This is a genomic window from Streptomyces sp. NPDC037242, from assembly GCF_055604165.1.
Genome location: NZ_JBVJUY010000030.1, coordinates 16896 through 43740, shown reverse-complemented (window position 1 = coordinate 43740; position 26845 = coordinate 16896). Strand labels below are relative to the sequence as shown.

The 26845-nt window shown below is 71.6% G+C and carries 25 protein-coding genes; 13 read left to right on the top strand and 12 right to left on the bottom strand.

Features of this window, described 5'->3' with window-relative positions; all coding sequences use genetic code 11:
- Positions 1 to 106: 106 nt before the first annotated feature.
- The 3 genes from ACZ7GJ_RS29290 to ACZ7GJ_RS29280 form a co-directional block, all read right to left on the bottom strand.
- The gene (locus ACZ7GJ_RS29290; RefSeq protein ID WP_470755914.1) at positions 107 to 2056 is read right to left on the bottom strand and encodes an ABC transporter permease; all 1950 of its coding nucleotides are present in this window, start codon (positions 2054 to 2056) and stop codon (positions 107 to 109) included.
- Between the two features lie 126 nt (positions 2057 to 2182).
- The gene (gene modA, locus ACZ7GJ_RS29285) at positions 2183 to 2998 is read right to left on the bottom strand and encodes a molybdate ABC transporter substrate-binding protein (protein ID WP_470755913.1); all 816 of its coding nucleotides are present in this window, start codon (positions 2996 to 2998) and stop codon (positions 2183 to 2185) included.
- A 123-nt stretch (positions 2999 to 3121) separates the two neighbouring features.
- The gene (locus ACZ7GJ_RS29280) at positions 3122 to 3517 is read right to left on the bottom strand and encodes a TOBE domain-containing protein (RefSeq protein WP_470755912.1); all 396 of its coding nucleotides are present in this window, start codon (positions 3515 to 3517) and stop codon (positions 3122 to 3124) included.
- A 134-nt stretch (positions 3518 to 3651) separates the two neighbouring features.
- Between ACZ7GJ_RS29280 and ACZ7GJ_RS29275 the strand changes: the two genes are divergently transcribed.
- Entirely contained in the window at positions 3652 to 4047 is a 396-nt protein-coding gene (locus ACZ7GJ_RS29275) for an RNA-binding S4 domain-containing protein (RefSeq protein ID WP_470755911.1), read from the top strand.
- A 53-nt stretch (positions 4048 to 4100) separates the two neighbouring features.
- Here ACZ7GJ_RS29275 and ACZ7GJ_RS29270 read toward each other — a convergent pair whose 3' ends face one another.
- The 3 genes from ACZ7GJ_RS29270 to dhaK all read right to left on the bottom strand — a co-directional run bounded on the left by ACZ7GJ_RS29270 (position 4101) and on the right by dhaK (position 6206).
- The gene (locus ACZ7GJ_RS29270; RefSeq protein WP_470755910.1) at positions 4101 to 4502 is read right to left on the bottom strand and encodes a PTS-dependent dihydroxyacetone kinase phosphotransferase subunit DhaM; all 402 of its coding nucleotides are present in this window, start codon (positions 4500 to 4502) and stop codon (positions 4101 to 4103) included.
- Positions 4499 to 5140: a dihydroxyacetone kinase subunit DhaL gene (gene dhaL / locus ACZ7GJ_RS29265; protein ID WP_470755909.1), complete on the bottom strand. Its 642-nt coding sequence runs from the start codon at positions 5138 to 5140 to the stop codon at positions 4499 to 4501. Before dhaL ends, ACZ7GJ_RS29270 begins: the two co-directional genes overlap by 4 nt.
- Positions 5141 to 5201: 61 nt before the next feature.
- Entirely contained in the window at positions 5202 to 6206 is a 1005-nt protein-coding gene (gene dhaK / locus ACZ7GJ_RS29260) for a dihydroxyacetone kinase subunit DhaK (RefSeq protein WP_470755908.1), read from the bottom strand.
- Positions 6207 to 6291: 85 nt separating this feature from the next.
- Between dhaK and ACZ7GJ_RS29255 the strand changes: the two genes are divergently transcribed.
- On the top strand, positions 6292 to 7494 hold the full coding sequence (locus tag ACZ7GJ_RS29255) for a hypothetical protein (RefSeq protein ID WP_470755907.1): 1203 nt from the start codon (positions 6292 to 6294) through the stop codon (positions 7492 to 7494).
- A gap of 5 nt (positions 7495 to 7499) precedes the next feature.
- On the opposite strand, the gene ACZ7GJ_RS29250 is transcribed toward ACZ7GJ_RS29255, so the two are convergent.
- Positions 7500 to 8543, bottom strand: coding sequence for a hypothetical protein (locus ACZ7GJ_RS29250; protein ID WP_470755906.1), 1044 nt, complete (start codon positions 8541 to 8543; stop codon positions 7500 to 7502).
- 196 nt (positions 8544 to 8739) lie between these two features.
- Between ACZ7GJ_RS29250 and ACZ7GJ_RS29245 the strand changes: the two genes are divergently transcribed.
- The 6 genes from ACZ7GJ_RS29245 to ACZ7GJ_RS29220 all read left to right on the top strand — a co-directional run bounded on the left by ACZ7GJ_RS29245 (position 8740) and on the right by ACZ7GJ_RS29220 (position 14760).
- On the top strand, positions 8740 to 9756 hold the full coding sequence (locus ACZ7GJ_RS29245) for a hydroxyacid dehydrogenase (RefSeq protein ID WP_470755905.1): 1017 nt from the start codon (positions 8740 to 8742) through the stop codon (positions 9754 to 9756).
- A 130-nt stretch (positions 9757 to 9886) separates the two neighbouring features.
- Positions 9887 to 11194 carry an ABC transporter substrate-binding protein gene (locus ACZ7GJ_RS29240; protein WP_470755904.1) on the top strand — a complete coding sequence of 436 codons (1308 nt, stop codon included), beginning with the start codon at positions 9887 to 9889 and terminating at the stop codon, positions 11192 to 11194.
- 261 nt (positions 11195 to 11455) lie between these two features.
- A complete protein-coding gene (locus ACZ7GJ_RS29235) occupies positions 11456 to 12271 on the top strand; it encodes a carbohydrate ABC transporter permease (RefSeq protein ID WP_470755964.1) in 816 nt (271 codons plus the stop codon).
- Positions 12268 to 13197: a carbohydrate ABC transporter permease gene (locus ACZ7GJ_RS29230; RefSeq protein WP_470755903.1), complete on the top strand. Its 930-nt coding sequence runs from the start codon at positions 12268 to 12270 to the stop codon at positions 13195 to 13197. Before ACZ7GJ_RS29235 ends, ACZ7GJ_RS29230 begins: the two co-directional genes overlap by 4 nt.
- A 32-nt stretch (positions 13198 to 13229) precedes the next feature.
- Positions 13230 to 14111 (top strand): alkaline phosphatase family protein, encoded by an 882-nt coding sequence (locus ACZ7GJ_RS29225; RefSeq protein WP_470755902.1) that lies wholly within the window; start codon positions 13230 to 13232, stop codon positions 14109 to 14111.
- Between the two features lies 1 nt (position 14112).
- On the top strand, positions 14113 to 14760 hold the full coding sequence (locus tag ACZ7GJ_RS29220; protein ID WP_470755901.1) for an HAD family hydrolase: 648 nt from the start codon (positions 14113 to 14115) through the stop codon (positions 14758 to 14760).
- 15 nt (positions 14761 to 14775) lie between these two features.
- On the opposite strand, the gene ACZ7GJ_RS29215 is transcribed toward ACZ7GJ_RS29220, so the two are convergent.
- Together ACZ7GJ_RS29215 and ACZ7GJ_RS29210 are read right to left on the bottom strand one after the other, a co-directional pair.
- A complete protein-coding gene (locus tag ACZ7GJ_RS29215; protein WP_470755900.1) occupies positions 14776 to 17172 on the bottom strand; it encodes a polysaccharide lyase 8 family protein in 2397 nt (798 codons plus the stop codon).
- Positions 17173 to 17369: 197 nt separating this feature from the next.
- On the bottom strand, positions 17370 to 18626 hold the full coding sequence (locus ACZ7GJ_RS29210) for a Gfo/Idh/MocA family protein (RefSeq protein WP_470755899.1): 1257 nt from the start codon (positions 18624 to 18626) through the stop codon (positions 17370 to 17372).
- Positions 18627 to 18828: 202 nt separating this feature from the next.
- Between ACZ7GJ_RS29210 and ACZ7GJ_RS29205 the strand changes: the two genes are divergently transcribed.
- The 3 genes from ACZ7GJ_RS29205 to ACZ7GJ_RS29195 all read left to right on the top strand — a co-directional run bounded on the left by ACZ7GJ_RS29205 (position 18829) and on the right by ACZ7GJ_RS29195 (position 21601).
- Positions 18829 to 19281 (top strand): iron chaperone, encoded by a 453-nt coding sequence (locus ACZ7GJ_RS29205; protein ID WP_470755898.1) that lies wholly within the window; start codon positions 18829 to 18831, stop codon positions 19279 to 19281.
- A gap of 199 nt (positions 19282 to 19480) precedes the next feature.
- Positions 19481 to 20908: a rifampin monooxygenase gene (rox, locus tag ACZ7GJ_RS29200; RefSeq protein WP_470755897.1), complete on the top strand. Its 1428-nt coding sequence runs from the start codon at positions 19481 to 19483 to the stop codon at positions 20906 to 20908.
- Between the two features lie 60 nt (positions 20909 to 20968).
- The gene (locus tag ACZ7GJ_RS29195) at positions 20969 to 21601 is read left to right on the top strand and encodes an alpha-ketoglutarate-dependent dioxygenase AlkB (protein ID WP_470755896.1); all 633 of its coding nucleotides are present in this window, start codon (positions 20969 to 20971) and stop codon (positions 21599 to 21601) included.
- Positions 21602 to 21773: 172 nt separating this feature from the next.
- On the opposite strand, the gene ACZ7GJ_RS29190 is transcribed toward ACZ7GJ_RS29195, so the two are convergent.
- Together ACZ7GJ_RS29190 and ACZ7GJ_RS29185 are read right to left on the bottom strand one after the other, a co-directional pair.
- Positions 21774 to 22058: a YkvA family protein gene (locus ACZ7GJ_RS29190; RefSeq protein WP_470755895.1), complete on the bottom strand. Its 285-nt coding sequence runs from the start codon at positions 22056 to 22058 to the stop codon at positions 21774 to 21776.
- A gap of 35 nt (positions 22059 to 22093) precedes the next feature.
- Positions 22094 to 22558 (bottom strand): MarR family winged helix-turn-helix transcriptional regulator, encoded by a 465-nt coding sequence (locus ACZ7GJ_RS29185; RefSeq protein WP_470755894.1) that lies wholly within the window; start codon positions 22556 to 22558, stop codon positions 22094 to 22096.
- 119 nt (positions 22559 to 22677) lie between these two features.
- On the opposite strand from ACZ7GJ_RS29185, the gene ACZ7GJ_RS29180 reads away from it, so the two are divergent.
- Both ACZ7GJ_RS29180 and ACZ7GJ_RS29175 read left to right on the top strand, forming a co-directional pair.
- A complete protein-coding gene (locus ACZ7GJ_RS29180) occupies positions 22678 to 23238 on the top strand; it encodes a DoxX family protein (protein WP_470755893.1) in 561 nt (186 codons plus the stop codon).
- A gap of 128 nt (positions 23239 to 23366) precedes the next feature.
- A complete protein-coding gene (locus ACZ7GJ_RS29175) occupies positions 23367 to 25151 on the top strand; it encodes a glycoside hydrolase family 15 protein (RefSeq protein ID WP_470755892.1) in 1785 nt (594 codons plus the stop codon).
- A gap of 55 nt (positions 25152 to 25206) precedes the next feature.
- On the opposite strand, the gene ACZ7GJ_RS29170 is transcribed toward ACZ7GJ_RS29175, so the two are convergent.
- Positions 25207 to 26649, bottom strand: coding sequence for an APC family permease (locus ACZ7GJ_RS29170; protein ID WP_470755891.1), 1443 nt, complete (start codon positions 26647 to 26649; stop codon positions 25207 to 25209).
- Between the last annotated feature and the right edge of the window lie 196 nt (positions 26650 to 26845).

Sequence of the window (26845 nt, the reverse complement as noted above, 5' to 3'; positions counted from 1 at the left end):
CTTGTCGTCAAAGTCCCGTCTGGCCGGCGGGGCCTGGCACGCACGCTCGCACCAGGCCCCGCCGGCCCCGCCCTTCGGGCGGCCGACGCCACTTCGACGACACTCCCTAGAGCCGGACCAGCGTGACCTCGGTGGCCTTCACGCTGGTCCACACCGGGGTCCCGTCGGTGATGCCCAGGTCGGCGGCGGCCTCCGGGGTGATCTCCGCGACCAGGTCGGGCGCCTCGGCCGAGGCGATCAGCACGCGCAGCCGGCTCCCGACCGAGGTGATCTCCCGTACGGTGCCCGGCCAGATGTTACGAGGGCTGCCGCCCGGGCGGTCCCGGTGCACGGACACCGCCTCGGGAGCGATGATCGCGAGCGCCTCCGCCCCCTCGGGCAGCGCCTCGGCCACCACCAGCCGACCCCCGGCGGCGAGGGCCAGCCCGTCGGCCGACGCCGTGCCGGGCCAGGCGTTGCGCCCCAGCATCCGGGCCACCCACGGGGAGCGCGGATGCCGGGTCACCTCGGAGGGCGGGGCGTCCTGGAGGGCCTGCCCGTCGGACAGTACGAGGACCCTGTCGGCCAGCGACACGGCCTCGACGGGGTCGTGCGTGACGATGAGGCAGACGCCGCCGAAGTCCGCCAGATGGGTGCGCAGGGCGTGCCGGACCCGGGCCCGCGTCGTCTGGTCCAGGGCGGCGAGGGGCTCGTCCAACAGCAGCAGCCGCGGCCGGGCGGCCAGCGCCCGGGCCAGTGCCACCCGCTGCGCCTGCCCGCCGGACAGCTCGGCGGGCCTGCGGTGGGCGAGGTGCCCGACGCCGAGCCGGTCCAGCCAGGCCTGCGCCTCGCGGCGGGCCTCGGCGCGCGGCACCCGGCGGGCGCGCAGCCCGTACATGGTGTTGGCCAGGGCGCTCAGGTGCGGGAACAGCGCGCCGTCCTGCGGGACCCAGGCGACCTGCCGCTTGTGCGGGGGCAGCGCGGTGACGTCGGTGCCGCCGAGCCGGAGCGTGGCGTGGGCGCGGGGGGTGAGGCCGAGCAGGGCGCGCAGCAGCGTGGTCTTGCCGGCGCCGTTCTCGCCGACGACGGCGATGGTGGTGCCGGGCTCGGCTTCGAGCGTGAGCCGGTTGAAGCCGGTGACCTCGGCGGCCAGCGACCAGCGGCCGCCGCCGGGCGGCGGCCCGGTGCCGGGCCCGGTGGGTGCGTCGGCCGCGTCGGGTGCGGGTGACGGGTCCTGCGCCGCGGCGCCCTGCGCTCCACCGGCCTTCGCGGCGACGGGAGGGCCCGCCCACCGCCCGCGCAGGGCGATCAGTACGCCCATCGCGATGGCGAGCAGCAGCAGGGAGACGGAGGTGGCGGCCTCAGGCTGGTCCTGGAGCAGCAGGTAGACCTGGAGCGGCAGCGTCTGGGTGGTGCCGGGCAGGTTGCCGGCGAAGGTGATGGTCGCGCCGAACTCGCCCAGCGCCCGGGCCCAGGTGAGCGCTGCGCCCGCGATGAGCCCCGGGGCCACCATGGGCATGGTCACGGTGAAGAACACGCGTACCGGCGAGGCGCCGAGGGAGGCCGCGGTCTCCTCGTAGCTCTCCTTGAGGCCGCCGAGCGCGCCCTCCAGGCTGATGACGAGGAAGGGCATCGCGACGAACGTGGCCGCGACGACGGCGCCGGAGGTGTGGAAGGGCAGGGTGATGCCGAAGCTGTCCTCCAGCCACGGCCCGAGCAGTCCGCGCCGGCCGAAGCCCAGCAGCAGGGCCACACCGCCGACGGTCGGCGGCAGGACCATCGGGAGCAGTACCAGCGAGCGGACGAGGGCCTTGCCCTTGAAGTCGACGCGGGCCAGCAGCCAGGCGAGCGGCACGCCGAGGACGAGGGACAGGCCGAGCGCCCAACACGACACGAGCAGCGACAGCTTGAGGGCTTCGACCACGCCGGGGCTGGTGAGGTGGGAGCCGATCTCGCTCCACCGGGTCCTGGCGAGGATGCCGACCAGGGGCAGCAGCAGGAACGCCACGGCGAGCAGGGCGGGGAGCGCCAGCGTGACGGGGGTTCGGGTGCGGCGGCGGGTGCGGAGTCTGCTCATGAGGCGATCCTGGCTGGAGATGCTGTGACGGCGGAGAAGCGGCGCGGCCGCGAGTGCGGATCCGACGCGGAGAGGGGCTGCCCGTCCCCCCGGACCGGGCACCCCCTCTCCGCATCCGGAGGGCGGTTACGCCTTCTGGAAGCCCGCGTCCTGGAGGATCTTCTGGGCCTCCGGGGTGCTCAGCCAGGCCACGAACGCCGCGGCGGCCTCGGCGTTCTTCGACACCTTGAGCGTGGCGGCCGGGTAGGAGGCGACGGCGTTCTGGTCGTCCGGGATCTCCACGGTGACGACCTTGTCACCGGACTTGGCGGAGTCGGTCTTGTAGACGAGGCCGGCGTCGGCCTCGCCCAGCTCGACCTTGCTCAGCACGGCGCGGACGTTGGGCTCCTGGGAGACCGGCTTCACCTCGATCTTCTGGGCATCGAGGATCTGCTTGCTGTAGCGGCCGACCGGGACCTCGGGCGCGGCGAGCACGACCTTGATCTTGCTGTCGGCCAGGTCCTTCAGCTCGTCGATCTTGAACGGGTTGCCCTTGCCGGCCGCGATGACCAGGCGGTTCTTGGCGATGATCGAGGCCTCGTCGGTCTCGGCCCTGAGGCTGTCCATCGTCTTGGTGTCGGCGGTGACCAGCGCGTCGGCGGGGGCGCCCTGCTTGACCTGGGCGGCGAGCTCCTGCGAGCCGGCGAAGGAGAAGGTGATCCTGGTACCCGGGTGGGTCTTCTCGTACGCGGCGCCCGCGGTCTTGAACACGTCGGTGAGGGAGGACGCGGCGAGGACGGTGAGGTTCGCGGCCTTGTGCGCGCCCGAGGCGGATCCGGAGGTCGAGGGGGTCGCGTCGGCCTTCGGGTCGTCGCTGCTGCCGCAGGCGGACAGTACGGGCACGAGGAGGGCGGCGGCCAGGGCGGCGGCAACGGTGCGGCGGCGGTTCAGGATCGGGGACATGAGCTGGTGCTCCTCGGTCGGGTCGGCGGCCGGCCGGGTGCCGGGTCCGCGCGGTGATGACCCGCGCCGGTGACGGGCGGAGCGGGGGTTCGGGTTCGGGTCCGGCTCGGCTGCGGGCCTGCTTCAGGAGCGGTCGATGTGGACGCTGGTCGACTTCACGCGGGCGGTGGCCCGCATGCCGACGGCGAGGCCGAGCTCTTCGACGGCCTCGCGGGTGAGCAGGGAGACGAGACGGTGGGGACCCGCCTGGATCTCGACCTGGGCGGCCACGTCGCCGAGCTTGACGGCGGTGATGATGCCGGGAAAGGCGTTGCGGGCGGAGGTGTACGTCTCCCCGTCCTCGTTGTGGGGCCCTTGGCCCACCTCGACGGCGAACGCGGCCAGGGCCCGGCCGTCGATGAGACGGCGGCCGCCCTCGTCGCGATGGGTCACGACGCGGCCGGCGTCGGCCCAGCGGCGCGCGGTGTCGGGGCTGACGCCCAGCAGACGGGCCGCCTGGCCGATGGTGTAGGACTGCATGTGCGACAAGGTAGGGGCACCTGTCCCGCATTTGCAATTCCATTGGGATGATGTACATGGCAGTTGCCGTGGCTATTGTCGCAACCGCCAAAAGTCATTCCTTTTCGCACGGCCGCAATCGCTAGAGTCGGGGCATGGCTGATGAGGGAACAGGGACGGGAACAGGCGCCGGAACCGCTCGCGTGGACGCCTGGATCTGGTCGGTCCGCCTGACGAAGACCCGCGCGATCGCCGCCGGCGCGTGCCGGGCGGGCCACGTGAAGGTCAACGGCGAACGGGCGAAGCCGGCGCAGCCGGTGCGGGCGGGCGATGAGGTGCGACTCTTCCACGCGGGGCGGGAACGCATCGTGGTGGTCAAGCGCCCGGTCACCAAGCGGGTCGGGCCCCCGGTCGCGGCGGAGTGCCTGATCGACAACAGCCCCCCGCCGCCGACCCCGGTGGAGGCGGCGGTGGTCGGCATCCGCGACCGCGGTGCGGGCCGCCCGACGAAGCGCGAACGCCGCGAGATCGACACCCTGCGCGGCCACTGAGTACGAGTTCCGAGTCCGGGTCCGGTCCCGGACCCGGCGGCGGTCCCGTCAGGTCACGTCTTGCGGTACGTGGAGGCCTCGACCGCCGACGCGAGGACCGCGTCCAGGCCGGCGCCGGCGGAGGCCGTGACCGTGGCCGTCACCGCGCCCTCGACGAAGGGGGCGTCCGCCAGGCGGGCGCCCTCGGGCAGGTCGCCCTCCTGAAGCAGAGCCTTCACGGTCAGTACCGAGCTGCCCAGGTCCGCAAGGAGCACGACCCCGGCGCCCTGGTCCACCGCACGGACCGCTGCCACGATCAGCTCCGCGCTCGTGCCCAGGCCGCCCTCCGCCGTGCCGCCCGCCGCGGCGACCGGGGCCACCGGTCCACCCGCCGCCAGGCCGCGGGCCAGCTCCGCCACCGACTCGGCGACCGCCGCGCTGTGCGAGACCAGCACGATCCCCACGGGCGCGGTCACGAGCCCGCCCCGGCGCCGTCAGCCGTGTCCGCCGTGTCCACCGCGTCCGCGGTGTCGGCGAGCGCCCCCAGCAGCAGTGCCGCCGAGGTCGCCCCCGGGTCCTGGTGGCCGATGCTGCGCTCGCCCAGGTAGCTGGCCCGGCCCTTGCGCGCCTGCATCGGCACCGTCGCCAGGGCGCCGTTCTCCGCCGCGTCCCCGGCCGCGCGGTAGGAGGTGCTCAGAGCCGCCACCCCCGGAACCAGCGCGTCCAGCATGGTCTTGTCGCCCGGGGCCGCGCCGCCGAGCTGCGCCACCGCACCCACTCCCGCGTACAGGGCCTTGCGCAGCTCGTCGTCGGAGACCTCGGCGGCGTCCCCGAGCTCCTTGCCCGTCCGCCGCAGCAAGGTTCCGTACAGCGGCCCGGAAGCGCCGCCGACCGTCGAGATCAGCGTCCGTCCCGCCAGTTGCAGGACCGCGCCGGGCGCTGCCGGAACCTCCGCGTCCAGGGAGGCTCGTACCGCCGTGAAACCCCGTAGCAGATTGCTTCCGTGGTCGGCGTCCCCGATGGGGGAGTCGAGCTCGGTCAACCGCTCAGCCTCGCGCTCCACCACAGCCGCGGCGGCCGCCATCCAGCGGCGGAAGAAGTCTGCGTCACGCACCGGATCTCCTCGCCTCGCCCGGCCGGTCGGCCGGTCGGTAGGTCCCACGGCCACCATACGGTCACCGGCCCCAGCGCAGCGCGACGGTCTGGACGGGCGCGTCCCACAGGCGCAGCAGCTCCTCGTCGACCCGGCACAAGGTGACCGAACACCCTGCCATGTCAAGCGACGTGACGTAGTTGCCCACGAGCGTCCGCGCCACCGGCACACCCCGCTCGCCCAGCACCCGCGCCACCTCCGCGTGGAACCCGTACAGCTCCAGCAGCGGCGTCGCCCCCATCCCGTTGACCAGCACGAGCACCGGCCCGTTCGCGGGACCGACCTCGGCCAGTTCCTCCAGTACGGCACCCACCGCGATCTCCGCGATCTCCCGCGCGGGCATCATCGCGCGCCGCTCCCGGCCGGGCTCGCCGTGGATGCCGACCCCCAACTCCAGCTCGCCGTCGGGGAGGTCGAAGGTCGGGCTGCCCTTCGCGGGTGTCGTGCACGCGCTCAGCGCCACCCCGAAGCTGCGGGAGCAATCGTTCACCCGCCGGGCGATCGCCGCGACCCGCTCCAGCGGAGCGCCCTCCTCGGCGGCCGCGCCGGCGATCTTCTCCACGAACAGCGTGGCACCGGTCCCGCGCCGCCCGGCGGTGTACAGGCTGTCCGTGACGGCGACGTCGTCGTTGACCAGCACCCGCTCGATGCGCAGGCCGTCCTCCTCGGCGAGTTCGGCGGCCATCTCGAAGTTCAGCACGTCCCCGGTGTAGTTCTTGACGACGAACAGCACCCCCTGCCCGCTGTCCACGGCCGCCGCGGCCCGCAGCATCTGGTCGGGCACCGGGGAGGTGAACACCTCCCCGGGACACGCGGCCGACAGCATCCCGTACCCGACGAACCCGGCGTGCAGCGGCTCGTGCCCGGAACCGCCCCCGGACACCAACCCGACCCGGCCCCCGCCGCGCACGTCACGCCGTACGACGACACGCCGCTCCACGTCGACGTCCAGCTCGGGATGCGCGGCGGCCATACCCCGCAACGCATCGGCGACGACGGTCTCCGGACTGTTGATCAGCATCTTCACGGATGGCTCCTCAGCGGCTCGGGCAGGTCCATGGGCGACGGTAGGCCAGCCCGCCCCGCGGCGACAGACAGGCGGGGCCCCGGGCGTGGCATCGCCGCGGGCCTTGAAGGGGCGGCCGGGCACCCCCGACACTGTCGCCGCGGGCCTTGAAGGGGCGGCCGGCACCCCCGACACTGTGGGCATGTGGAGGCGCGCACAGGCGATCGGGGACAAGGACGTCGCACGTGAGATGCGAAAGGTCTTCAAACGTTTCCCCGCGGATGGCCGCCATGACCCCGCCGCCGTCGCCAAGGCGTACGGGCAACTCATGTTCAAGCCGACAGCTCTGGACCGCTTCGGAAACACCGAGATCAGAGGCGAAAAGAAGTTCATCAAGAAATGCTTCAATGTGGGGCTGAGGGACGAGAGTTGCGAATTCGAACAGCTCACGAAACGCGCCGTCCTGGTTTCGGACAGCCTCTTGCTGTCCCATGGACCGGACGCCCCTTATCGCCACCTTGGTGAAAATCGCTCCATCGCCGTCGATACCGACGACAATCTTCAGCCCAGAGGCCATGACTCCCGAACCATCCACTACGGGATTCACTGCCCGGATCTGGCCGCACTAGGAGCCTGGCTCCTTGAAGCCGAGCCGCTGATCAAGGCGGGACTGGCCTGGTACCTTCCAAGCTACTCGACACGTACGGAGTTCAGTTCGTCGAATGCGGCGCTGTCGACCAGCAGCAGCTACCCGATGAGCCAGGTCGCCGCAGTCGACTACATCATCAGGGGCGGAAGGGTGATCGATTCAGCGGAGTCCAATCCGGTGAAGGACCGCCTGGTCCGCCCCGTGCTCCAGATCGACCTGCCCTTCATCGAAGGCGTCACCTTGAGCGACTTCAGTAAGATCACGGTCGACGAATTCGATTCGTACAAAGGATTCCGCGGCTTCTTGCGCACGAGCTTCCTGTCCATGGACGAGGCGCTCAACGCGGAGCAGTCCCAGGTCGAACTGGCGAAGCTGCGCCTGGAAATCGAAGACCAGGTCAGTGCCATGCAGGCCGAGCTCCAGGCGGCCAAGAGGACGAGGGCTCTGGGGGTGGTCGGCGCCACGGTCGCCTCCACGGCCGCCCTGCTCATCGCCGTCGAGGGATCGGTGATGGAGCGGGTACTCACGACTCTTGGACTGACCACGGCCGGAACCTTCTGGGGGGCGATCAGGGACAGGGTCGAGAACGGCCCCCGCGCGATCCAGAGCGGGAAGTGGTACTACGTCTGGATCCTCGCCCAGAAGAGCAGGTCCTTGTAGGTACGTCAGGAGTCCGGCAACAGGCCGCGCGAGGCCACCGTCCAGGCGACCAGGTTCCGGAAGGCCAGGAACTCCTTCTCCCCGTCGAAGCTGTCGACCCGGTCGAACCAGGTCGAGGCGGCCCACCCGCCGATGAGCCGGAACTGTTCGTAGGACTCGGCGAACCGGTCCTGCCGGTAGAGCGCGTAGGCCAGCAGCGTCCGGGAGTCGGCCTCGATCGCAGGGTGCCCGCCCGGCCCGCCGCCCGCCAGGGCGTGGTCGACGGCTGCGAGCGCCCGGCGGCTCTTCCAGGCCTTGTCGTACGGCAGGTCCTTGTCGTCGACGTACTCGAACCACGCCTGGACGGGCAGCATCCGCAGCGGATCGCCCTCGGGGGCCGGGGCCGAGGCCTCCTCCGCGAACTCGAACATCCGCTCGTGGGTGCCCCACCACTTGGGGCAGTGGTACTGCAGGACCGTCTGGTGCGCCCAGAAGTGCCGCGGCGCCCGCTGCCGCACCTCGCCCAGGACCTCGCGCATCCAGCTCTCGGGGCGGCCCTCGCCCATGCCCATCAGGGTCAGCCCGGCCCAGGGGGCGGCGTCCAGAGGGTCGTGCTCGGCGGCCCGCGTGAACAGGCCCTCCGACTGCGGCACCAACTCGGCGAAGGCCGCAAGCCGGCTGCCCGGGGTGGCGTCGTCGGCGGCGCCCCCGCGGATGGTCCAGGCGCGGTACAGGTGGGCGAAGCCGATGACGAGCGGTACGTCGCGCCGGTCCGGGTCCTCGTGCCACCAGTCGACGAGCCAGTCGTCGCCCTCGTGGCAGGCGTGACTCGCCACCTGCGTCAGCTGGTGGTGGCGCACCTCGGTGTCGCGCACACTCGCGGCCAGCAGTTCCGCGACCGGCCGCCAGCGCCCGGCGAGGGCCGCACCGAGGGCGGTGTCCAGCGCCTGGTCGCCGAAGGTGCCGTCGAAGCGCATCCGCTCGTCGGACACGAGGGCGCCGTAGACCCTGGCGTGGTTGCGCAGGCCGCGCCTGCGCTCGGCGTAGGAAGTGAGGAGGGGCACCCTCATGCTGCTGCCCTCCCGGGGGACACGCGGACACATGGACATATGGACATATCGCTTCGGGCAATCCTAGATACCCGGGTCCCCGATTCAAATGTGCGATCGTTTTGAGCGAATGGAACTATATGATTGATGGATCTTGACGATCGAAAACCGACTCCATAGAGTCAGCGCGGCCTCACTCAGCCGCAAGGAGCCCCAGATGTCTGTGCGCCGCCCGCGAGCCCTGCTCGCGATGGACCCCGAGCTTCTGCCCCGCCTGCTGGACGATGCGACCGTCCGCCGGCTCCACGAGGTCGCCGAGCTCGACCTCGGCATCGTCGCCGACGACTTCGCCAGACCCGAGGTGGCGGCGGCGCTCGCGGAGGCCGAGGTGTTGCTCACCTTCTGGGGGGCTCCGGCCATCGATGCCCGCGCCCTCTCGGCCGCGCCCCGCCTCAGGACCGTCGTGCACGCCGCCGGATCCGTCAAACACTTCGTCACCGAGGCCTGTTGGGAGCGCGGCATCACCGTCTCCTCCGCCGCACTGGCCAACTCCCTGCCGGTGGCGGAGTACACCGTCGCCATGGTCCTGCTCGCCAACAAGTGCGTGATGCAGCTGCGTGAGGAGTACCGCCGGGACCGCGGCAGCCGCCACGACTGGCACCTGCGCTACGGCCACGCCGGCAACTATCGCCGGACCGTGGGCATCGTCGGCGCCTCCCGGATCGGACGGCGGGTGATCGAGCTGCTGCGCCCGTATGACCTCGAACTTGTTGTGTACGACCCATATTTGACCGATGGTCAGGTCAAGGATCTGGGCGTACGGGGCGTGGGGCTCGACGAACTCTGTCGGATCTCCGACGTGGTCAGCCTGCATGCGCCGGAGCTGCCCGAGACGCGGTCGATGATCGACCGCCGGCGCCTCGCGCTGATGCGCGACGGCGCCACGCTGATCAACACGGCACGCGGCTCGCTGGTCGACGGCGCCGCGGTCACCGAGGAGTTGGCCTCGGGGCGGCTGCATGCGGTCATCGACGTCACCGAGCCGGAGGTCCTGCCGGCCGACTCCCCGCTGTACGACCTGCCGAACGTGCTGCTCACCCCGCACATCGCCGGCTCCCTCGGCAACGAGCTCCACCGGATGGCCGGTTCCGCGATCGAGGAGATCGCCCGCTACGCCGCCGGCCTGCCCTTCCTGCACCAGGTCCGCCGCGAGGACCTGGACCGGACGGCTTGACGCCACGGCGCCACGACGTCGCCGACCTCTGGACTGATCGTATTGATCAATAGTTCACATGCTCTTGACGTTCAAGATGGCGCGGGCAAATGATTCAACCCGTTCAGCCCACTCGCCGAGGAGCGGTTCAATGAAGGTTCAGTCCTTGCGTGTCTACGGCGCGGTGGCCGCAGCGGTGTCTCTCGCCCTGCTGACCTCCGCCTGCGCCGGCTCCGATTCCACCGCATCGTCCGCCGCCAAGGGCGACGGCAAGCCCGTCACCATCACGTACTGGACCTGGACGAGCGGCGCCGAGGCCGCGGCCGCCGCGTTCAACAAGACGCACACCGACATCCAGGTGAAGTTCTCCCAGATACCCGGCGGGGCCGACGGCTACAGCAAGATCAGCAATGCCATCAAGGCGGGCGACGCGCCCGACGTGGCGACCGTCGAGTACAGCATGGTCCCGGAGTTCGCGAGCCAGGGATACCTGGAGGACCTCACCGCCTCCTCCGGGGAGCTGGTGAAGAAGAGCTTCCCGGCGGGCGTCCAGAACCTGGTCACCTTCGGCGGCAAGACCTGGTCCGTCCCCTTCGACGCCACCCCGCAGGTGTACTTCTACCGCAAGGACCTCTTCGAGAAGTACGGGGTGGGCGTCCCGAAGACCTGGGACGAGTACCGGGCCGCCGCCGAGAAGATCAAGGCCGCCGACCCCAAGGCGCGCATCGGCAGCTTCCCCACCGACGCCCCGCTGGAAGCGACCCTCTCCTGGCAGGCCGGCGCCAAGTGGTTCGAGGTCAAGGGCGACGCCTGGAAGCCCGCCGTCGACGACGCCCCCTCGCAGAAGGTCGCAACCTTCTGGCAGGGCATGCTCAAGGACGACCTCGTCTTCAACTACGGGGCCGGCACCCCGGAGGAGAACAAGTCCAGGGCCGACGGCACCACCGCCAGCATCCTGGGCGCGTCCTGGAGCGCGGGCGGCATGATCGCCGCGATGCCCGACCTCAAGGGCAAGTGGGGCGTCGCCCCCGTCCCCCACTGGGGCACCCCGGCCAGCGGCATGTACGGCGGCACCAGCTTCGCCGTGACCAAGGGCAGCAAGCACGCCAAGGCCGCAGCCGAGTTCATCAAGTGGGTGACGACCGACCCGGCCGCGATGGAGGCCCGGATCAGCGCCCTGAAGAGCCCCAGCAGCGCGCTGCCGGCGAACCCGGCCATGGCCGCGGTGGCGGCGAAGGCCTTCGACACCTCCTACTTCGGCGGCGAGGACCTCTACAAGCTGAGCGGTGAGCAGGTCGGCACGATCGTCCCGGGATGGACCTGGGGACCGGTCCAGGGCAAGGTCAACGCCGACTTCAAGGACGAGGCGGCCAGGAGCGGCCTGCTGAACGGTCTGGCCAAGGCCCAGGAATCGGCCCGGTCGGCCATCGAGAGCCGCGGTCTCAAGCTCGCCGGGTGACCCCGCCGAGTGACCCCGCCGGGGCGGCCGGCCCCGATCCGCCGGCCGCCCCTGTCCCGGCCGCCCCCGCCCCGACGGCCCCCCGTCCCGGCCAACGCCCCCGTCCCGGCCACGCCGTTCCGTACCGCCCGCACCGCCAAGGAGCCTCCCGTGGCATCACCACCCGCCCTCCCGGCCCGCGCCGGAAGCACACTGCGCCGCAACCAGCGCGCAGCCGCCGCGCTGTTCCTCGTACCGTTCTTCGTCCTGTTCGCCATCGTCATGGTGGCTCCGGTGCTCTACGCGGCATGGATGAGCCTGTACCGGGAGCAGTCCTCGGGACTCGGCTTCGGAGGCATCGAGCGCAGCTTCGTGGGTCGGGCCAACTACTCCGCGGTGCTGGCCGACCCGGCGTTCCACACGGCCTTCCTGCACGTCGCCGCGTACTGCGCCGTGTACATACCGGTGATGATCGGCGGGGCCCTCGGCCTGGCCCTGCTGGTCGACTCGGCCCACGCCCGGGCCAAGCGCTTCTTCCAGCTCGCCTTCTTCCTGCCGCACGCGGTGCCGGGCCTGATCGCCGCGATCATCTGGATCTACCTCTACACCCCCGGCCTGAGCCCGGTGCTCGACTGGATCGAGGCCTCCGGCGGCAGCTGGAACTTCTTCTCACCCGGCAACTCCCTCTCGTCGATGGTCAACATCGCCGTCTGGCAGTGGATCGGCTACAACATGGTGATCTTCTTCGCCGCACTCCAGGCCGTGCCCCGCGAGGTCGTCGAAGCCGCAACCGTCGACGGTGCCGGGGCCTGGCGCATCGCCGTGGGCATCAAAGTGCCGATCATCCGCTCCTCCGTGGTCATGACCGTCCTGTTCACCTGCGTCGGAGCGGTCCAGCTCTTCACCGAGCCCCGGCTGCTGTCCGACAAGGCTCAGGCCCTCGGAAACGACTGGTCGCCCACGATGTACATCGTCAGCAAGGCGTTCATCGACCAGGACTACGCGAGCGCGGCCGCCGCGTCGCTGCTGCTGGCCCTCGTGGCCGGGGCACTGTCCTTCGTCGTCACCCGGATCGGGAAGCGGTGGCAGGCAGCATGAGCACACAGACCGCCACCCGCCACCGCGCCGCCGAGCGCACCGGCACGGCCCCCGCAGGCCCCGGACGGCCCGTCGCCCGGCCCAGAGCCCAGCGCGCCTGGGCCTCCAAGGCCGCCGTCAACTCCGTACTGGTCATGCTGGCGCTCTACACGCTGATGCCGATCAGCTGGCTCCTGATCGCGGCCACCAAGAACCGCCGCGACCTCTTCGCCACCAACGGCTTCAGCCTCGGGGAGTTCAACCTCTTCTCCAACATCCACGACGTCTTCACCCACAACGAGGGCATCTACGGACGCTGGCTGCTCAATACGGTCCTGTACGCGGTGGTCGGCTCGGCCCTCTCCTCCCTCATCTCGGTGGCGGCGGGATACGCCTTCGACAAGTACGGCTTCGCGGGCAAGGAGAAGCTCTTCGGGGTGGTCCTCGCGGGCGTGCTCGTCCCCGGAGCGGTCCTCACCCTGCCGATGTACCTGCTCGCCTCCAAGGCCGGGATCACCAACACCTACTGGGCGCTGCTGGTCCCCTCCCTGGTCAACCCCTTCGGCGTGTACCTCGCCCGGGTCTTCTCCGAGGGCTACGTCCCGTACGAGGTCATCGAGGCCGCCAGGATGGACGGCGCCGGCGAGGTGCGGACCTTCCGCACCATCGCGCTGCCGATGCTCGCCCCGGGGTTCATGACGCTGTTCCTCTTCTCCTTCACCGCGAGCTGGAACAACTTCTACGGCGCCCTCGTCATGCTCAACGACAAGGACCTCTACCCCGTCAACCTCGGCCTCCACATGTGGAACATCTCCACCACGGAGAGCCCCGAGATGTACTCGCTGGCCATCACCGGCTCACTCATCGCCGTGATCCCGCTGGTCGCCGCCTTCCTCTGCCTCCAGCGCTTCTGGCGCTCCGGACTGACCGCCGGCGCGGTGAAGTAGCCCCACCACCCACCGAAGACGGGATCCGACCGTTGCCCACCTCATCCGGCACCCGCCGCCGCGTCCTGGTCGTCGGCATCGACGGTGTCCGCCTCGACCTGCTCCGGACCGTGCCCACACCCCACCTGGACACGGTCGCCGCCGCCGGATTCCTCGGCCCGATCGAGATCGACGAAGCCACGCCCACCATGTCGGGCCCCTGCTGGGCCACGATCGCCACCGGGGTCGGCGTCGCCAAGCACGGCGTGTACGGCAACCACTTCGCGGGCCACCGCCTGGACGTGTTCCCCGACTTCGCCACCCGCCTCGCACGGCAGGACGGACGCAAGACCTTCGTGGCCGGCGGCTGGGAGCCGCTGCTGCTGGCCCGCGACGGCGGACCGCTGTTCGCCGCGCCCGGCCGGCTCTCGTACATCGCGCCGAGCGCGGACACCTGCGAGGCCTGGGAAGCCTGCGACGACCAGGTCACCGCGGAAGCCGTCCACGTCCTGGAGACCGACGACCCCGAGGTCTCCTTCGTCTACCTCGGCGCGGTGGACGAGACAGGCCACCTGCGCGGCTGCGGCGACGCCTACCTGCGGGCGATCGGGAGCGCCGACGCACGCCTCGGCCGCCTGCTCGGCGCCGTCCGCGCGCGCCCCGCGTACGAGGACGAGTCCTGGACGGTGATCGTCGTCACCGACCACGGCCACCGCGACGACGGCGGGCACGGCGGCCGCACCGTGCAGGAGCGTACGGCCTGGGTGGCCTGCTGCGGCCCGGACATCGGCGCCGGACCGCCCGCCCGGAGACTGCGCTTCGAGGACGTCGCCGCCCAGGTGTACGCGGCCCTCGGCCGCCCGGCCGACTCGCACTGGACGCTCGACGGCCTCCCCTTCTACGCCCCCTGCCGTCCCGTCCCGGCGGGAGTCTGAGATGCGTGCGGTCTTCTTCGACATGGACGGAACGCTGGTCGACTCCGAGCCGTTGTGGTGGGAGGCGGCCGAAGCCGTGGCCGCCTCCCTCGGGTACACGCTCACCGGGGCCGACGTACCGGCGGTGGTCGGCCGCTCGATCGCCGACACGGCCGGGCACCTGCACGCGACCGCCCGCGCCGGGGCGGCCACGGTCCAGGACATCGCCCGCGACCTGCTCGCGGGGTTCCAGGAGCGGGTCGCCCGCGGACCCCGGCTCCTGCCGGGTGCGCTGGAGCTGCTCGACGCGCTGGCCGCGGCCGGTGTCCCGCTGGGGCTCGTCTCCGCGTCGCCCCGCTCGATCGTGGACCCGGTCCTCGCGGCACTCGGCGCGCACCGTTTCGCCGTCACCGTGGCGGACGGCGAGACCCCGAGGACCAAGCCGCACCCCGACCCGTACCTCGCCGCGGCCAGGGCCCTGGGCGTCGATCCCCGGTCCTGCGTGGCCGTGGAGGACAGCCCGACCGGCACGGCCTCCGCCGAGGCGGCCGGCTGCTTCGTACTGGCGGTCCCCTCCACCGTGCCGATACCGCCGGCGGAGGGGCGGCTGGTCCTGAACCGCCTGACCGAGGCGGATCCGGAGCTGCTCCGCTCCCTCGTGGCGCGCTGACCGCCGCCGCGGCGGTCAGCCCAGCGCCACCCTGATCCGCTGGGTGGCGCCGGCCTGTCCGGTGAGGTCGCCGAAGGCGAGCGTGAGCGCGGAGCCGGTGGCGGCCGAGGTGATGGTGCCCGGCTTCGAGAGCACGGCGGCGACGGGGCGGTGCCACGTCACGGTGAGGGAGCTCTGCATCCGCATCGGGTCCGAGACGCACAGCGTGGCCGTGCCGTCGCCGTGCTCCCGTACCAGGACGCAGGCCGGCTTGTCGGCGGTGAGGGCGCCGACCGTGCCCGCGAACCAGAAGTTGACGGCGGTCACCCCGAGCGAGGGGACCACGATGCCCTGTCGGCTGTTGTCGTTGGCCAGGACGGTGAGCCAGCCGGCGGCGGCGGCCCGGGCGGCGGTCGCGGCCGTGGTGGCGCCGGGCATCAGGATGTAGGAGCAGGCGGCGTCGACCGGGTCCACGCCGTGGTCGAACCAGAGGGTCAGATAGCGGCGGGTGATCGGATCGGTGGTGCCACCGGTGTTGATGTCGTGCCAGGACCCCGTCCGCGCCTCGCGCAGCGCCTTGACGGTGGCCCCGCCGGGGAACACGTACCCGCCGTGGCCCGCGATCTGCGCCCAGTCCGCTCCGGTGAGGGTGGCCGACCAGCCCAACGCGGTGGACTGGGGGACGCCGTCGACGGTGAGGGCGTGGGCGCCGGCCGCGCCGAGGTTGCGGTTGTCGACCACGGTCTCGACGGCGGCGCCGTCGGTGCTCCGGACGGAGCCCGTCAGGCAGACGACGGAGTCGGCCAGGCAGAACCAGGACTTCTTCGCGTAGAGCGTGCTGGACAGCCCCCGGACGTACTGGCCGATGGCGGCGTACTCCCCGTCCGTGGCGCCGCCGACCCAGTTGACGTCCGGCCTCGGCAGGCCCCAGGCGCCGCCCTCCGCATCGGCGAGGGGCTTCTTGGAGACGGTGGTCCCCGGGAGCCGGTACGGGTCGACGGTGGGCCAGAACGCGTCGGTGTACTGGCCGTTGCCGTAGGTGGCACCCCACCACTGGAGCATGCCCGCCCCGGTGTGCCAGCCGCGGAGGTTCTCCCCGTTGCCCGTCTCGTAGAGTCCGATCCGCTTGGAGGCCATGCTGATCGACGCCGCCCAGCCGGGCCTGCGGTGAACGGCCCGGTCCATGCTCGGGAACAGCCGGTGCCCGGTCGGCTCCGCGGCCGGGGTGACGGAGCCGTCGTCCCGTACGGCCTTGAGCCGGGCCAGTGCCGCGACGCCCAGGTCGGTGTCGGTGAGCACGGGGCTGTAGTAGTCCCGCTGCATCGAGCCCTTGACCAGGGCGCGCCAGCGCTGGTTCTCGGCGCTGCCCGCGGCAGTGCCGAGCAGGGCGATGGCGGCGAGGGTGCTGTGGCCGCGGCCGTGGTCGCCGCCCTGGAAGCCGTACGAGTTGGTCCGCGGGTTGCCCCGGCTGGTGGAGCGGCCGGAGACGGCGTCCATCATCAGGCCGTTGTAGAGGAACGGGGCGAAGGACGCCTGCACCGAGTCGAGGATGATCTGCCGGTTGGGGTCGGTGACCGCCCAGGTGGAACCGGCCAGCAGGGAGAAGAGGCCGGCCAGTCCGCCGAGCAGCACGAGGCCGTAGGAGCCGGTGTAGGGCAGGTAGGTGTGCTGGACGAAGGATCCGTCGGCGTAGAAGCCGTCCCCGCTGGTGACGAAGGGGAAGACGGGGGAGAGGGCGTCGCGGGCGAGGGCGATCTTGGCCGGGTTCTTGCCGAGTACGCCGCGCAGGGCGAGCGAGCGGCAGAGGTCCACCCGGTTGGCGCCGGTGCTGGTGCCGGTGTAGTTGCCGACGGCGGAGTCGGGGACGAACCGGTCGACGGCCGCGAGGTGGTTGGCGAGCTGGGTCGCGGAGAGCTGGTCGTAGAGGATCGTGCAGCTGTCCAGCAGGGCCTGGGGAGAGCCGATCTGGAAGTCCCACCAGTTGCCGAACTGGCTCTTCGCCGGGTTGTAGACCTGGTTGTAGAGGTGGTCGAGCCCGGCCTTGGTCTCGGCGGCGAGGGCGGTGTCGCCGGTGAGGCCGGTACCGGGCTGGGCGTACGCCTGGGCCATGGTGGCGAGGCGCGTGTAGCTGGCGGTGATCGAGCTGGAGAGCGTCAGGGGCAGGTCCGGCCAGAGCGACCCGCTGGTGGCGGCCATCGTCGAGCGGTGCGCGGCGGCCTGGGTGCCGAGCAGCGCCAGCTTCTCGGTGAACGGCGCGGCCGCCGGGTCGAAGCCGCTGCCCAGCAGTATCGTGCGCCATTTGGCGCGCAGGGTGTCGTACTCGTCGCCGGCGGCGAAGGCGGCGGTCGACGGGAGGATGGCGGACCCTCCGGCGAACAGGGCGGCGCTGCCGGAGAATTGGAGGAATGAGCGGCGGGACCATGGCGTGGACATGGAGCCTCCAGGGCTGGGGCCGCGGGGGTGGGGGGTGTCCCCGCTGAGCGTTTTCTAGCACGCGCTCGAAACCCCGCTCAAGAGGCGCGTATGGATCGATCGATATGTGCAAGTGGTCGTATGATCGACCTGGACGGACCGTCACCGCAGGAGCGGGGAAGCGTAGTTGGGGTCGCAGGTCCCGAGGAGCTCTACGTTTACGCCTGCATGGTCTCGACGGTGCTGTCGAGCCGGGCACGCTCCGCGGCCAGCACCGTCAGGTGGCTGGTGAGGGATTCGCGCGGGCCGGACTTCACCAGGCCGGGGTCTCCGGTGGCGACGGCGCCGACGAACGCGTCCATCAGGCCGGCGTCGCCGCCCCCGTGGCCCCCGCCGGCGTCCATCGTCCCCTCCGCGCCGAAGCCGACGACCTCCTCGGTTCGGGTCAGGAAGTCGTAGACCCGCAACTGCCGTCCGTCGCCCCTCAGTTCACCGCGGGTGCCGAAGATGCGGGTCTGGCGGTCCGCCTGCTCGGTGAAGGCGGTCATGGTGAAGGTGGCGGTGGCCCCCGAGTCGAACTCCATGGCCACCACCTGGTGGTCGACCACGTCGTTGTCGCAGGCGTACACGCAGCGTCCGTACGGGCCCTCCCGCAGCGCCGTCTCCAGGGCCCGTGGCGTGAACTCGTCCAGCAGCACGTCGAGCGGCCAGCCGTGCCGGCCCTCGGCGAGCCGGTCGCCGTAGTCGCGCTTGGCGGAGTAGGGGCACGTGGTCTCCACCGTGCAGTCCAGACAGCGGTCCGCGGCGCCCGCGGGCCTGTTCTCGGGCCGGAAGTGCGACAGGCGCCCGAAGCTGGAGACGCGTACCGGTGGCCGGCCGAGCACGTACTGCAGCCAGTCCAGGTCGTGGCAGGACTTCGCCATCAGCATGGACGTGGCCTGGTCCTCGCGACGCCAGTTGCCGCGTACGAACGAGTGGGCCTGGTGCCAGAAGCCGACCGGTTCCAGGTGCTGGACGCTGACGACGTCCCCGATCCTGCCGGAGTCCAGGACGCGCTTGAGGGCCTGCGTGTAGGGGGTGTAGCGCAGCACGTGGCCGACGGAGAGGATCACGCCCGCCTCCTCCACCGCCTCCACGATGCGCCGGCACTCGTCCTCGGTCAGCGCCATCGGCTTCTCCAGCATGATGTGGTAGCCGAGCGCGGCGAACGCCAGTACCGGCTCCAGGTGTTCGCGGTCCAGCGTGCAGATCAGCACCGCGTCCGCGATACGGCCCCGGGTCGCCAGTTCCCGCCAGTCGTCCACCACGGCCCCGGCGTCCAGACCGTGCGCGGCCGCGAGCCGGTCCCGCCTGGCCTTCCGCGGCTCGGCCACCGCGACCACCGTGGCCCGGTCCGGATGGGCGAGCGCCCAGCGTGCGTAACCGGTCCCGCGGTTCCCGGCGCCGACGACGGCAAGAGTGATTCCGGAAGGCATCGGTCCCGCTTCCTGTAGGCGTTCCCCGGCGTGAGGCTAGCGATCTCCGGTGGGCGGTACAACCGGTTCGCCCGATGCCGGACGTTCCGCATGCCGGACCCGCTCGGCGCGTCAACTGCCGTTGATAGCACGTGTGTCAGTGGTCCGGGTTATGGTCCCTCTCAACGTCCGGAGTTCGAGTTCGTCAAGGGGGAAATCCGCCATGGACAACACCGACAGCGCCAAGCACGAGGGATTCACGGCCGAGGAGCGGGCCGCGATGAAGGACCACGCCAAGGAGCTGAAGGCGGCCGCGCGCCGCAGCTCCCACGCCGACAAGGCGGCGGAGGCGGAGCGGGACGTGCTGGAGAAGATCGCCGAAATGCAGGACTCGGACCGGATCATGGCCGAGCGCGTCCACGCCGTCGTCACCGCCAACGCCCCGGTCCTCGCGCCGAAGCTCTGGTACGGGATGCCCTCCTACGCGCTGGACGGGAAGGTCGTCTGCTTCTTCCAGAGCGCGGAGAAGTTCAAGGCGCGCTACGCGACGCTCGGATTCAGCGACCAGGCGAAGCTGGACGAGGGCGCGATGTGGGCGGCCGGTTTCGCCCTCACCGAGGTGACGCCCGAGGTGGAGGCGCGCATCGCCGCGCTCGTGAAGCAGGCGGTCAGCTGAACGGTGGCGGGGCCTGGTCCGCCGCGTCGCCGCCGCGCGGGAGCCGGCTTCGCCGCCACCGGGAAATGAGAAAGGCAAGGAGGTCAACCCGCTCCTTGCCACTCTCAACTTATAGCGCACCGGGGGGCTTGCGGCAAGGCCCCGGGCGTACCGCAGAATCGCTGATCGAAGGCAGAACCTGCGGAAATGGCGGTTGTGAATGATTGACGTGATCGTGGTCGGCGGCGGACCGACCGGCCTGATGCTGGCCGGCGAACTGCGCCTGCACGGCGTGCAGGTGGTCGTGCTGGAGAAGCTGGCCGAGGCGACCGTGCAGTCCCGCGGACAGGGTCTGCACACCCGCAGCGTCGAACTGATGGCTCAGCGCGGCCTGCTGGACCGGTTCCTCGCGGTCAGTGAGAAGTTCCAGGTCGGCGGTCTCTTCGGCGGCATCATGAAGCCGTGGCCGGAGCAGTTGGACACGGCCCACCCGTACGGCCTCGCCACCCCGCAGCCGCTCACCGAGCGGCTGTTGGGCGAGCGCGCCGTCGAGCTCGGTACCGACATCCGGCGCGGCTGCGAGGTGGTCGGGCTGACCCAGGACGAGACCGGGGTGAGCGTCGAGTTGGCGGACGGCACGCAGCTGCGCTCGCGCTACCTCGTCGGGTGCGACGGCGGCCGCAGTACGGTGCGCAAGCTGATCGGGGTCGATTTCCCCGGCGAGCCCGCCACGGTCGAGACGCTGCTGGGCGAGATGGAGGTGACGGCGGATCAGGAGACGGTCGCCGCCGTCGTCGCCGAAGTCCGCAAGACCCAGCCGCGGTTCGGCGTCGCCCCCGGAGAGGGCGGGGTGTGCCGCGTCGTCGTGCCCGCCGACGGGGTGGCGGAGGACCGTACGGCCGAACCGACGATGGAGGACTTCAAGCAGCAGCTACGGGCCTTCGCGGGCACGGACTTCGGCGTGCATTCGCCGCGCTGGCTGTCCCGGTTCGGCGACGCCACCCGGCAGGCCGAGCGCTACCGGGTCGACCGGGTGCTGCTGGCCGGTGACGCGGCGCACATCCACCCGCCGACCGGCGGGCAGGGGCTCAACCTCGGTGTGCAGGACGCGTTCAACCTCGGCTGGAAGCTGGCCGCCGCGGTGGCCGGCTGGGCGCCGGAGGACCTCCTGGACAGCTACCACGCCGAACGGCACCCGGTGGGCGCCGCCGTACTGGACAACACCCGCGCGCAGATCACGCTGCTGGGGACGGATCCGGGTGCGACCGCGCTGCGGGAGCTGTTCGCGAAGCTGATGGACTTCGAGGAGGTGAACCGGTACGTCACCGGGATGATCACCGCGGTCGGGGTCCGCTACGACTTCGGCGGGGATCACGAACTCCTCGGCCGGCGGATGCGGGACCTGGAACTGAAGCGGGGCCGCCTCTACGAGCTGATGCACGGGGGCCGCGGACTGCTGCTCGACCAGACCGGCCGGCTCTCGGTCGACGGGTGGGCCGACCGGATCGACCACGTCGTCGACGTCAGCGAGGAACTGGACGTGCCCGCGGTGCTGCTGCGGCCGGACGGCCACGTGGTGTGGGTCGGTGACGACCAGCAGGACCTGCTCGGCCTGCTGCCGAAGTGGTTCGGTGCCGCCACCGGCTGAGCGCGGGAGCAAGCGGCAGTAAATCGAGCAGGTGTTCGGGTCGAGGGGTAAGCTGGCAGCATGCACGCACTCCAGGGGTCCCTCTTCGACCAGACCGACGAGATCCGGCTCGGGTCGCTCGAAGGCCTGCGGCGTACGGACCTGGGGTTCGGCGCCAGCGCCTGGGTCGACCATCTGCCCGGCTGGCTGTCCGGGGCGGACGCACTGTTCGAGCGGCTGGCCGCTGAGGTCTCCTGGCGGGCCGAGCGGCGGCAGATGTACGAGCGCGAGGTCGACGTGCCCCGGCTGCTCGCCTTCTACGCGGAGGGCGAGCGGCTGCCGCACCCCGTGCTCACCGAGGCGCGGGAGGCGCTGTCCCGGCACTACGCCGCCGAGCTGGGCGAGCCCTTCGCCACCGCGGGGCTCTGCCTCTACCGCGACGGCCGGGACAGCGTCGCCTGGCACGGCGACCGGACCGGCCGCTCCGCGACCGAGGACACGATGGTCGCGATCGTGTCCGTGGGGGACCCGCGCGACCTGGCCTTCCGCCCCCGCGACGGCGGCCCCACCCTGCTCCGGCTGCCCCTGGGCCACGGCGACCTCGTGGTGATGGGCGGCTCCTGCCAGCGCACGATGGAGCACGCGGTCCCCAAATCCGCGCGCGCCGTCGGCCCCCGCGTCAGCATCCAGTTCCGCCCGCGCGGCGTCATGTGAGGTACGCCCGCCCGGGAGCCGGGGCTCAGAGGGTGTCTGGCGGGTGTCCGTGGCGTCGCGACGCCCGGCACGCGCTCTCGCCGCACCGACCGAAAGCCCGAGTACGTCCAGTACGCGCACTAGGCGGACACCCACCCATCAGCCGAGTGAACAACGCTGCGGGTCAATACACCTAAGGCGCGTCCGCCGGCCGGGCCGCCGCCGCGGCCGCGTGGAGCGAGCGCAGCGCCAGCAGCAGGACCCCGATGTCGTCGAGGTACACGGGGTCCGGGATCAGGTCCACCGGCGAGACGGTGTAGGCGACGGCGATCCAGAACAGCGCCTTGTCCCGCAGCGGGACACCCGCGTCGAGCAGCAGCCGCCGTGCCTTGAAGACCCGTACGAGCAGCACGGCGGCGGCCGCGGCCAGCCCGAGGGCGACGACCGCGGCGACGGTCAGCCAGAACGTTCCGTCCATGCCACCTCTATACCCGCTCCGCGCGCCCGGTCCCGTCAGGCGCCCTGGGCGCGCAGTCGGCGGCTCACCTCGCCGAGCCCGTCGGCGAGCGCATCGAGCTGCTCGGGGGTGAGTACGTCGACGAGGACCTCGCGCACCGTGGCGACATGGCCGGGGGCGGCCTCCTCCAGGCGGGTGCGGCCGGTCTCGGTGAGGACCGCGAAGACCCCGCGGACGTCGGAGGGGCAGCTGCGGCGCCGGACCAGGCCGGCCTTCTCCATCTGGGTGACCTGGTAGGTCAGCCCGCTCTTCGAATTGATCAGGCCATTGGCGAGTTCCGTCATCCGCAGCTCGCCGTCCGGGGCCGCGGCGAGCCGCACGAGGATCTCGTACTGCGGGTGCGAGAGGCCGGAGTCGTCCTTGAGCTGCTGGTCGAGATGGCGGTTCACCAGGGCGGACGCGGCAAGGAAGCCGCTCCAGGCCCGCATCTCGCGATCGTTGAGCCATCTCGTTTCAGCCATGCCTGCAGCCTACATGGGTTGTTCCAATTTGAATCAGTGGTTAAGGTCGGCAACGACGGTTCGAATTTGAACGACCCATCTCCTTGGACCGAACCGTCCGACCGGAAGGATTCCCCCCCATGACCAGCCCCTCCGTCACCTCGACGAAGCCGCAGGCCGCCGCACCGGCCGTACCCACCGCCCTCGCCCTCTCGACCCCCGGCCACGACGTCGGCCTGCTGCTCCTGCGCCTCGTCCTCGGTCTGACCATGGCCGCCCACGGCAGCCAGAAGCTCTTCGGCTGGTTCGGTGGCGGCGGCATCAGCGGCACCGGCCAGTTCTTCACCGCCAGCGGCTACCCCGCGGGTGACGCCATGGCCGTCCTCGCCGGGCTGACCGAGACCCTCGGCGGCCTCGGCCTCGCCGCGGGCCTGCTCACCCCGCTCGCCGGGGCCGCCGTCGTCGGCACCATGATCAACGCCATCGCCGTGCACGGCGCCGGATCGTTCTTCGCCCCCAAGGGCATCGAGTACGAACTGCTGCTGACCTTCGGCGCGGCCGCCCTCGCGCTCACCGGCCCCGGCCGGTACGCCGCCGACCGCTTCCTGCCCGTCCTGCGCTCCCACCGCCTGGCCCACGGTGCCCTCGCGCTGGTCCTCGCCGTGGTCCTCGCGGGCGGCCTGCTCCTCGTACGCAACTAGGTCGTGTCGTCAAAGTCCCGTCTGGCCTTCGGGCGGCCGACGCCACTTTGACGACACTCCCTAGCGCGCCCGGGGGTGTCCGGGGCCGGAGCTGATTGGCCCCGGGCATTCGGGGGAAGAGCGCACAAATGACACAACCCATCGAAGACTACGCACTCATCGGCGACCTGATGACGAGCGCCCTGGTCGGCCGCGACGGGTCCATCGACTGGCTGTGCCTGCCCCGCTTCGACTCGGCGGCCTGCTTCGCCAAACTCCTCGGCGACGAGGAGAACGGCCACTGGCGCATCGCGCCCGTCGACGCCGCCGTCGGCGAGCCGTGCACCCGCCGCGCCTACATCGACGGCTCGCTCGTCCTGGAGTCGTACTGGGTGACCGACACCGGCACCGCCAGGGTCATCGACTTCATGCCGCAGCGCGACGTCGCCCCCGAGGTGGTCCGCATCGTCGAGGGCGTCAGCGGCACCGTGCGGATGCACAGCACCCTGCGCCTGCGCTTCGACTACGGCCACGTCGTCCCCTGGGTCCGCCGCGTCGAGGACGACCGGGTCGCCGTCGCCGGGCCCGACGCCGCCTGGTTCCGCAGCGAACCCCCGGTCCGCACCTGGGGCGAGGCCAACAGCACCCGCTCCCAGTTCCCGGTCACCCCCGGCCGCCGCGTCGCCTTCGTACTGACCTGGCACCCCTCGCACGAGCCGCGCCCCGAGCCAACCGACCCCTTCGAAGCCCTGGAACAGGGTCTCGCAGACTGGCGCGAGTGGACCGCGCAGTGCCGCTACGACGGCCCCTACCGGGAGGCTGTGACCCGCTCCCTCATCACTCTCAAGGCCCTCACCTACGCACCCACCGGCGGCATCGTCGCCGCCGCCACCACCTCCCTCCCCGAGGAACTCGGCGGCGTCCGGAACTGGGACTACCGCTACTGCTGGCTGCGCGACTCCACCCTCACCCTCGACTCCCTCCTCGCCACCGGCTTCCTCGAAGAGGCCCGCGCCTGGCGGGCCTGGCTGCTGCGGGCCGTCGCGGGCGACCCCGCCGACCTCCAGATCATGTACGGCATCGCGGGCGAGCGGCGGATCCCCGAGACCGACCTGCCCTGGCTGCGCGGCTACGCCGGCTCCGCCCCCGTCCGCGTCGGCAACGCGGCCGTGGACCAGCTCCAACTCGACGTGTACGGCGAGGTCATCGACTCCCTGCACCTGGCCCGGACCTCGGGGCTGCCCGCGGAGATGCACGCCTGGAAGATCCAGCTCGCGCTGCTCGACTTCCTGGAGCGCAACTGGCACCGGCCCGACGAGGGGCTCTGGGAAGTGCGCGGCCCGCGCCGCCACTTCACCCACTCCAAGGTGATGGCCTGGGTCGCCGCCGACCGGGCCGTACGCACCCTGGAGCGCGACCCCTCGATGCCCGGGGAGGTCGAGCGCTGGCGGGCCATGCGGGACGAGGTGCACCGCGACGTGTGCGACAAGGGCTACGACCCGGAACGCAACACCTTCACCCAGTACTACGGCTCCAGCGAGCTGGACGCGTCGACCCTGCTCATCCCACGGGTCGGCTTCCTGCCGCCCGAGGACCCCCGGGTGATCGGCACGGTCGACGCGGTCCGCGCCGAACTCGGCAGCAGCGGCCTGGTCCGCCGCTACAGCACCGAGGGTCCGTCGGTGGACGGCCTGCCCGGCGACGAAGGGGCCTTCCTGGCCTGCTCGTTCTGGCTGGCCGACGCCCTGCACATGACGGGCCGGGAGAAGGAGGCCCGCGCCCTCTTCGAGCGGCTGCTGGCGGTACGCAACGACGTGGGGCTGCTCGCCGAGGAGTACGACCCCGTCGCCGGACGCCAACTGGGGAACTTCCCCCAGGCGTTCAGTCACGTCGGACTGGTCAACACCGCCCTGACCCTCGGCGGCTCCGGTTGACCGGGAGCCGCCGAGGGTCAGGGCCGCGTCGCCGCTGACGGCCCGCGATCGTCCGCTACGCCGCGGCGGTCGCGGCGGTCGCGGCGGTTGCGCCGTTCTCGACGCCCTCGCCGTCCTCCGGAATGCTGACCAGCCAGCGGGTGTCCTTGCGCGGCCGCAGGTACAGCGCCCAGTACAGCGTCGCCACGGCGGTGATGCCGCCCGTCCACAGCAGGTACGGGGTCTCCTGCTGGGTCAGGATGTACGCGAGTACGACGATCAGCACCACCGGCACCGCGGGCCACAGCGGCATCCGCCAGGCGTTCGTCGCGCGGTGCGCCCCGCTGCGGCTGAACAGCGTGGCCACGGCGACGAGCAGGTACATGCCGGTCACCGAGACGCCGGTGACCCCGTACAGGGTGTCGAGGTTGACGAAGCACATCGCCGCACCCGGAACGCCCACCAGCAGCGTGGCCACCCACGGGGAGCCGAAGCGGCCGAGCTTGGACAGTGCCCGGTTGACCGGCGCGGGCCAGGCCTTGTCGCGGGCGGAGGCGAACAGCACCCGGGAGTTCTGGATGACCATGACGATGCCCGCGTTGACGATGGCGAGGGCGACGCAGAGGCTCACGAAGGTGCCGACGGCCGAGTTGGACCAGGCGGTGACCATGCCGCCGAGGTCGCCCGCGGTCAGCGCGTCCAGGTCGGGGGCGCCCATGGTGATGGCGATGACGGGGACCAGGATGACGGCGGTGGAGATGGCGAGGGTGGCGAGCACGGTCCGCGGGACGTTGCGCCGCGGCTTCTCCAGCTCCTCGGAGAGGTAGACGGCGGTCGAGAACCCCTGGGTGATGAACAGGGCGATGGCGAGCCCGGAGACGACCATCATCGCGGTGACGGTGGAGGTGCCGCCGCCTTCGGCGGCCACGGAGCCCTGCACGAGGGCGTCGGCGCCCCGCTCGCTGTGGGCGAAGCCGAGTACGGCGACGAGCGCGGCGGCCACCACCTCCAGGACGAGGAAGATGCCGGTGATCCACGCGTTGGCCCGCAGGTCGAGGAGGCCGGCGAGGGTGGCGAGCAGCATCACGGCGCCGCCGGCCACCGGGGCCGGTATGTCGACCACGGGGGAGAGGTAGTCGGCGGTGCCCATGGCGATCACGGGCGGCACGATCATCACGACCAGCAGGGACAGCACGAACACGAGCCACCCGGCGAGCCGGCCGGCCATGGTGGAGACCATCGCGTACTCACCGCCGGCGCTGGGGATGAGGGTGCCCAGCTCCGAGTAGCAGAACGCGACGCCGACGCAGAGCAGCGACCCGATGGCGATGGTGAGGGCGGTCCACGTGCCGAGGCTGGAGAACAGGTCGGGCACGACGACGAAGAGCGTCGAGGCGGGCGTCACGCAGGAGAGCGTCAGCAGGGTTCCGCCGACGACGCCGATGGAGCGCTTGAGCTTCTGCGGGATGGGCCCTGTGGCGGGGGCGAGGGCCTGAGGGGCGCTGATCGTGTCAGTCATCGTGCGGGGTTCCGATCGACAGATGCGGTGAATGAGCGCGGGAGCGGTATCGCCTCCGAGGCGGTGGTGAGCAAGTTGTTCCGTGACTCCCGGGCCGTCATGGAAGCCCCACCGGATCCGCAGGTCAAGAGCTGCTGACGTGCGGATTCCATCGTCCGGCGCCCGTTCCCGGGCCGTCCGGAGTGTTAAGGCCGCG

Coding starts and splice junctions, on each gene's coding strand:
- ACZ7GJ_RS29290 (WP_470755914.1), bottom strand. CDS start 2,056: ATGAGCAGACTCCGCACCCGCCGCCGCACCCGAACCCCCGTCACGCTG.
- modA (WP_470755913.1), bottom strand. CDS start 2,998: ATGTCCCCGATCCTGAACCGCCGCCGCACCGTTGCCGCCGCCCTGGCC.
- ACZ7GJ_RS29280 (WP_470755912.1), bottom strand. CDS start 3,517: ATGCAGTCCTACACCATCGGCCAGGCGGCCCGTCTGCTGGGCGTCAGC.
- ACZ7GJ_RS29275 (WP_470755911.1), top strand. CDS start 3,652: ATGGCTGATGAGGGAACAGGGACGGGAACAGGCGCCGGAACCGCTCGC.
- ACZ7GJ_RS29250 (WP_470755906.1), bottom strand. CDS start 8,543: ATGAGGGTGCCCCTCCTCACTTCCTACGCCGAGCGCAGGCGCGGCCTG.
- ACZ7GJ_RS29245 (WP_470755905.1), top strand. CDS start 8,740: ATGTCTGTGCGCCGCCCGCGAGCCCTGCTCGCGATGGACCCCGAGCTT.
- ACZ7GJ_RS29240 (WP_470755904.1), top strand. CDS start 9,887: ATGAAGGTTCAGTCCTTGCGTGTCTACGGCGCGGTGGCCGCAGCGGTG.
- ACZ7GJ_RS29235 (WP_470755964.1), top strand. CDS start 11,456: ATGGTGGCTCCGGTGCTCTACGCGGCATGGATGAGCCTGTACCGGGAG.
- ACZ7GJ_RS29230 (WP_470755903.1), top strand. CDS start 12,268: ATGAGCACACAGACCGCCACCCGCCACCGCGCCGCCGAGCGCACCGGC.
- ACZ7GJ_RS29220 (WP_470755901.1), top strand. CDS start 14,113: ATGCGTGCGGTCTTCTTCGACATGGACGGAACGCTGGTCGACTCCGAG.
- ACZ7GJ_RS29215 (WP_470755900.1), bottom strand. CDS start 17,172: ATGTCCACGCCATGGTCCCGCCGCTCATTCCTCCAATTCTCCGGCAGC.
- ACZ7GJ_RS29210 (WP_470755899.1), bottom strand. CDS start 18,626: ATGCCTTCCGGAATCACTCTTGCCGTCGTCGGCGCCGGGAACCGCGGG.
- ACZ7GJ_RS29205 (WP_470755898.1), top strand. CDS start 18,829: ATGGACAACACCGACAGCGCCAAGCACGAGGGATTCACGGCCGAGGAG.
- rox (WP_470755897.1), top strand. CDS start 19,481: ATGATTGACGTGATCGTGGTCGGCGGCGGACCGACCGGCCTGATGCTG.
- ACZ7GJ_RS29195 (WP_470755896.1), top strand. CDS start 20,969: ATGCACGCACTCCAGGGGTCCCTCTTCGACCAGACCGACGAGATCCGG.
- ACZ7GJ_RS29190 (WP_470755895.1), bottom strand. CDS start 22,058: ATGGACGGAACGTTCTGGCTGACCGTCGCCGCGGTCGTCGCCCTCGGG.
- ACZ7GJ_RS29185 (WP_470755894.1), bottom strand. CDS start 22,558: ATGGCTGAAACGAGATGGCTCAACGATCGCGAGATGCGGGCCTGGAGC.
- ACZ7GJ_RS29180 (WP_470755893.1), top strand. CDS start 22,678: ATGACCAGCCCCTCCGTCACCTCGACGAAGCCGCAGGCCGCCGCACCG.
- ACZ7GJ_RS29175 (WP_470755892.1), top strand. CDS start 23,367: ATGACACAACCCATCGAAGACTACGCACTCATCGGCGACCTGATGACG.
- ACZ7GJ_RS29170 (WP_470755891.1), bottom strand. CDS start 26,649: ATGACTGACACGATCAGCGCCCCTCAGGCCCTCGCCCCCGCCACAGGG.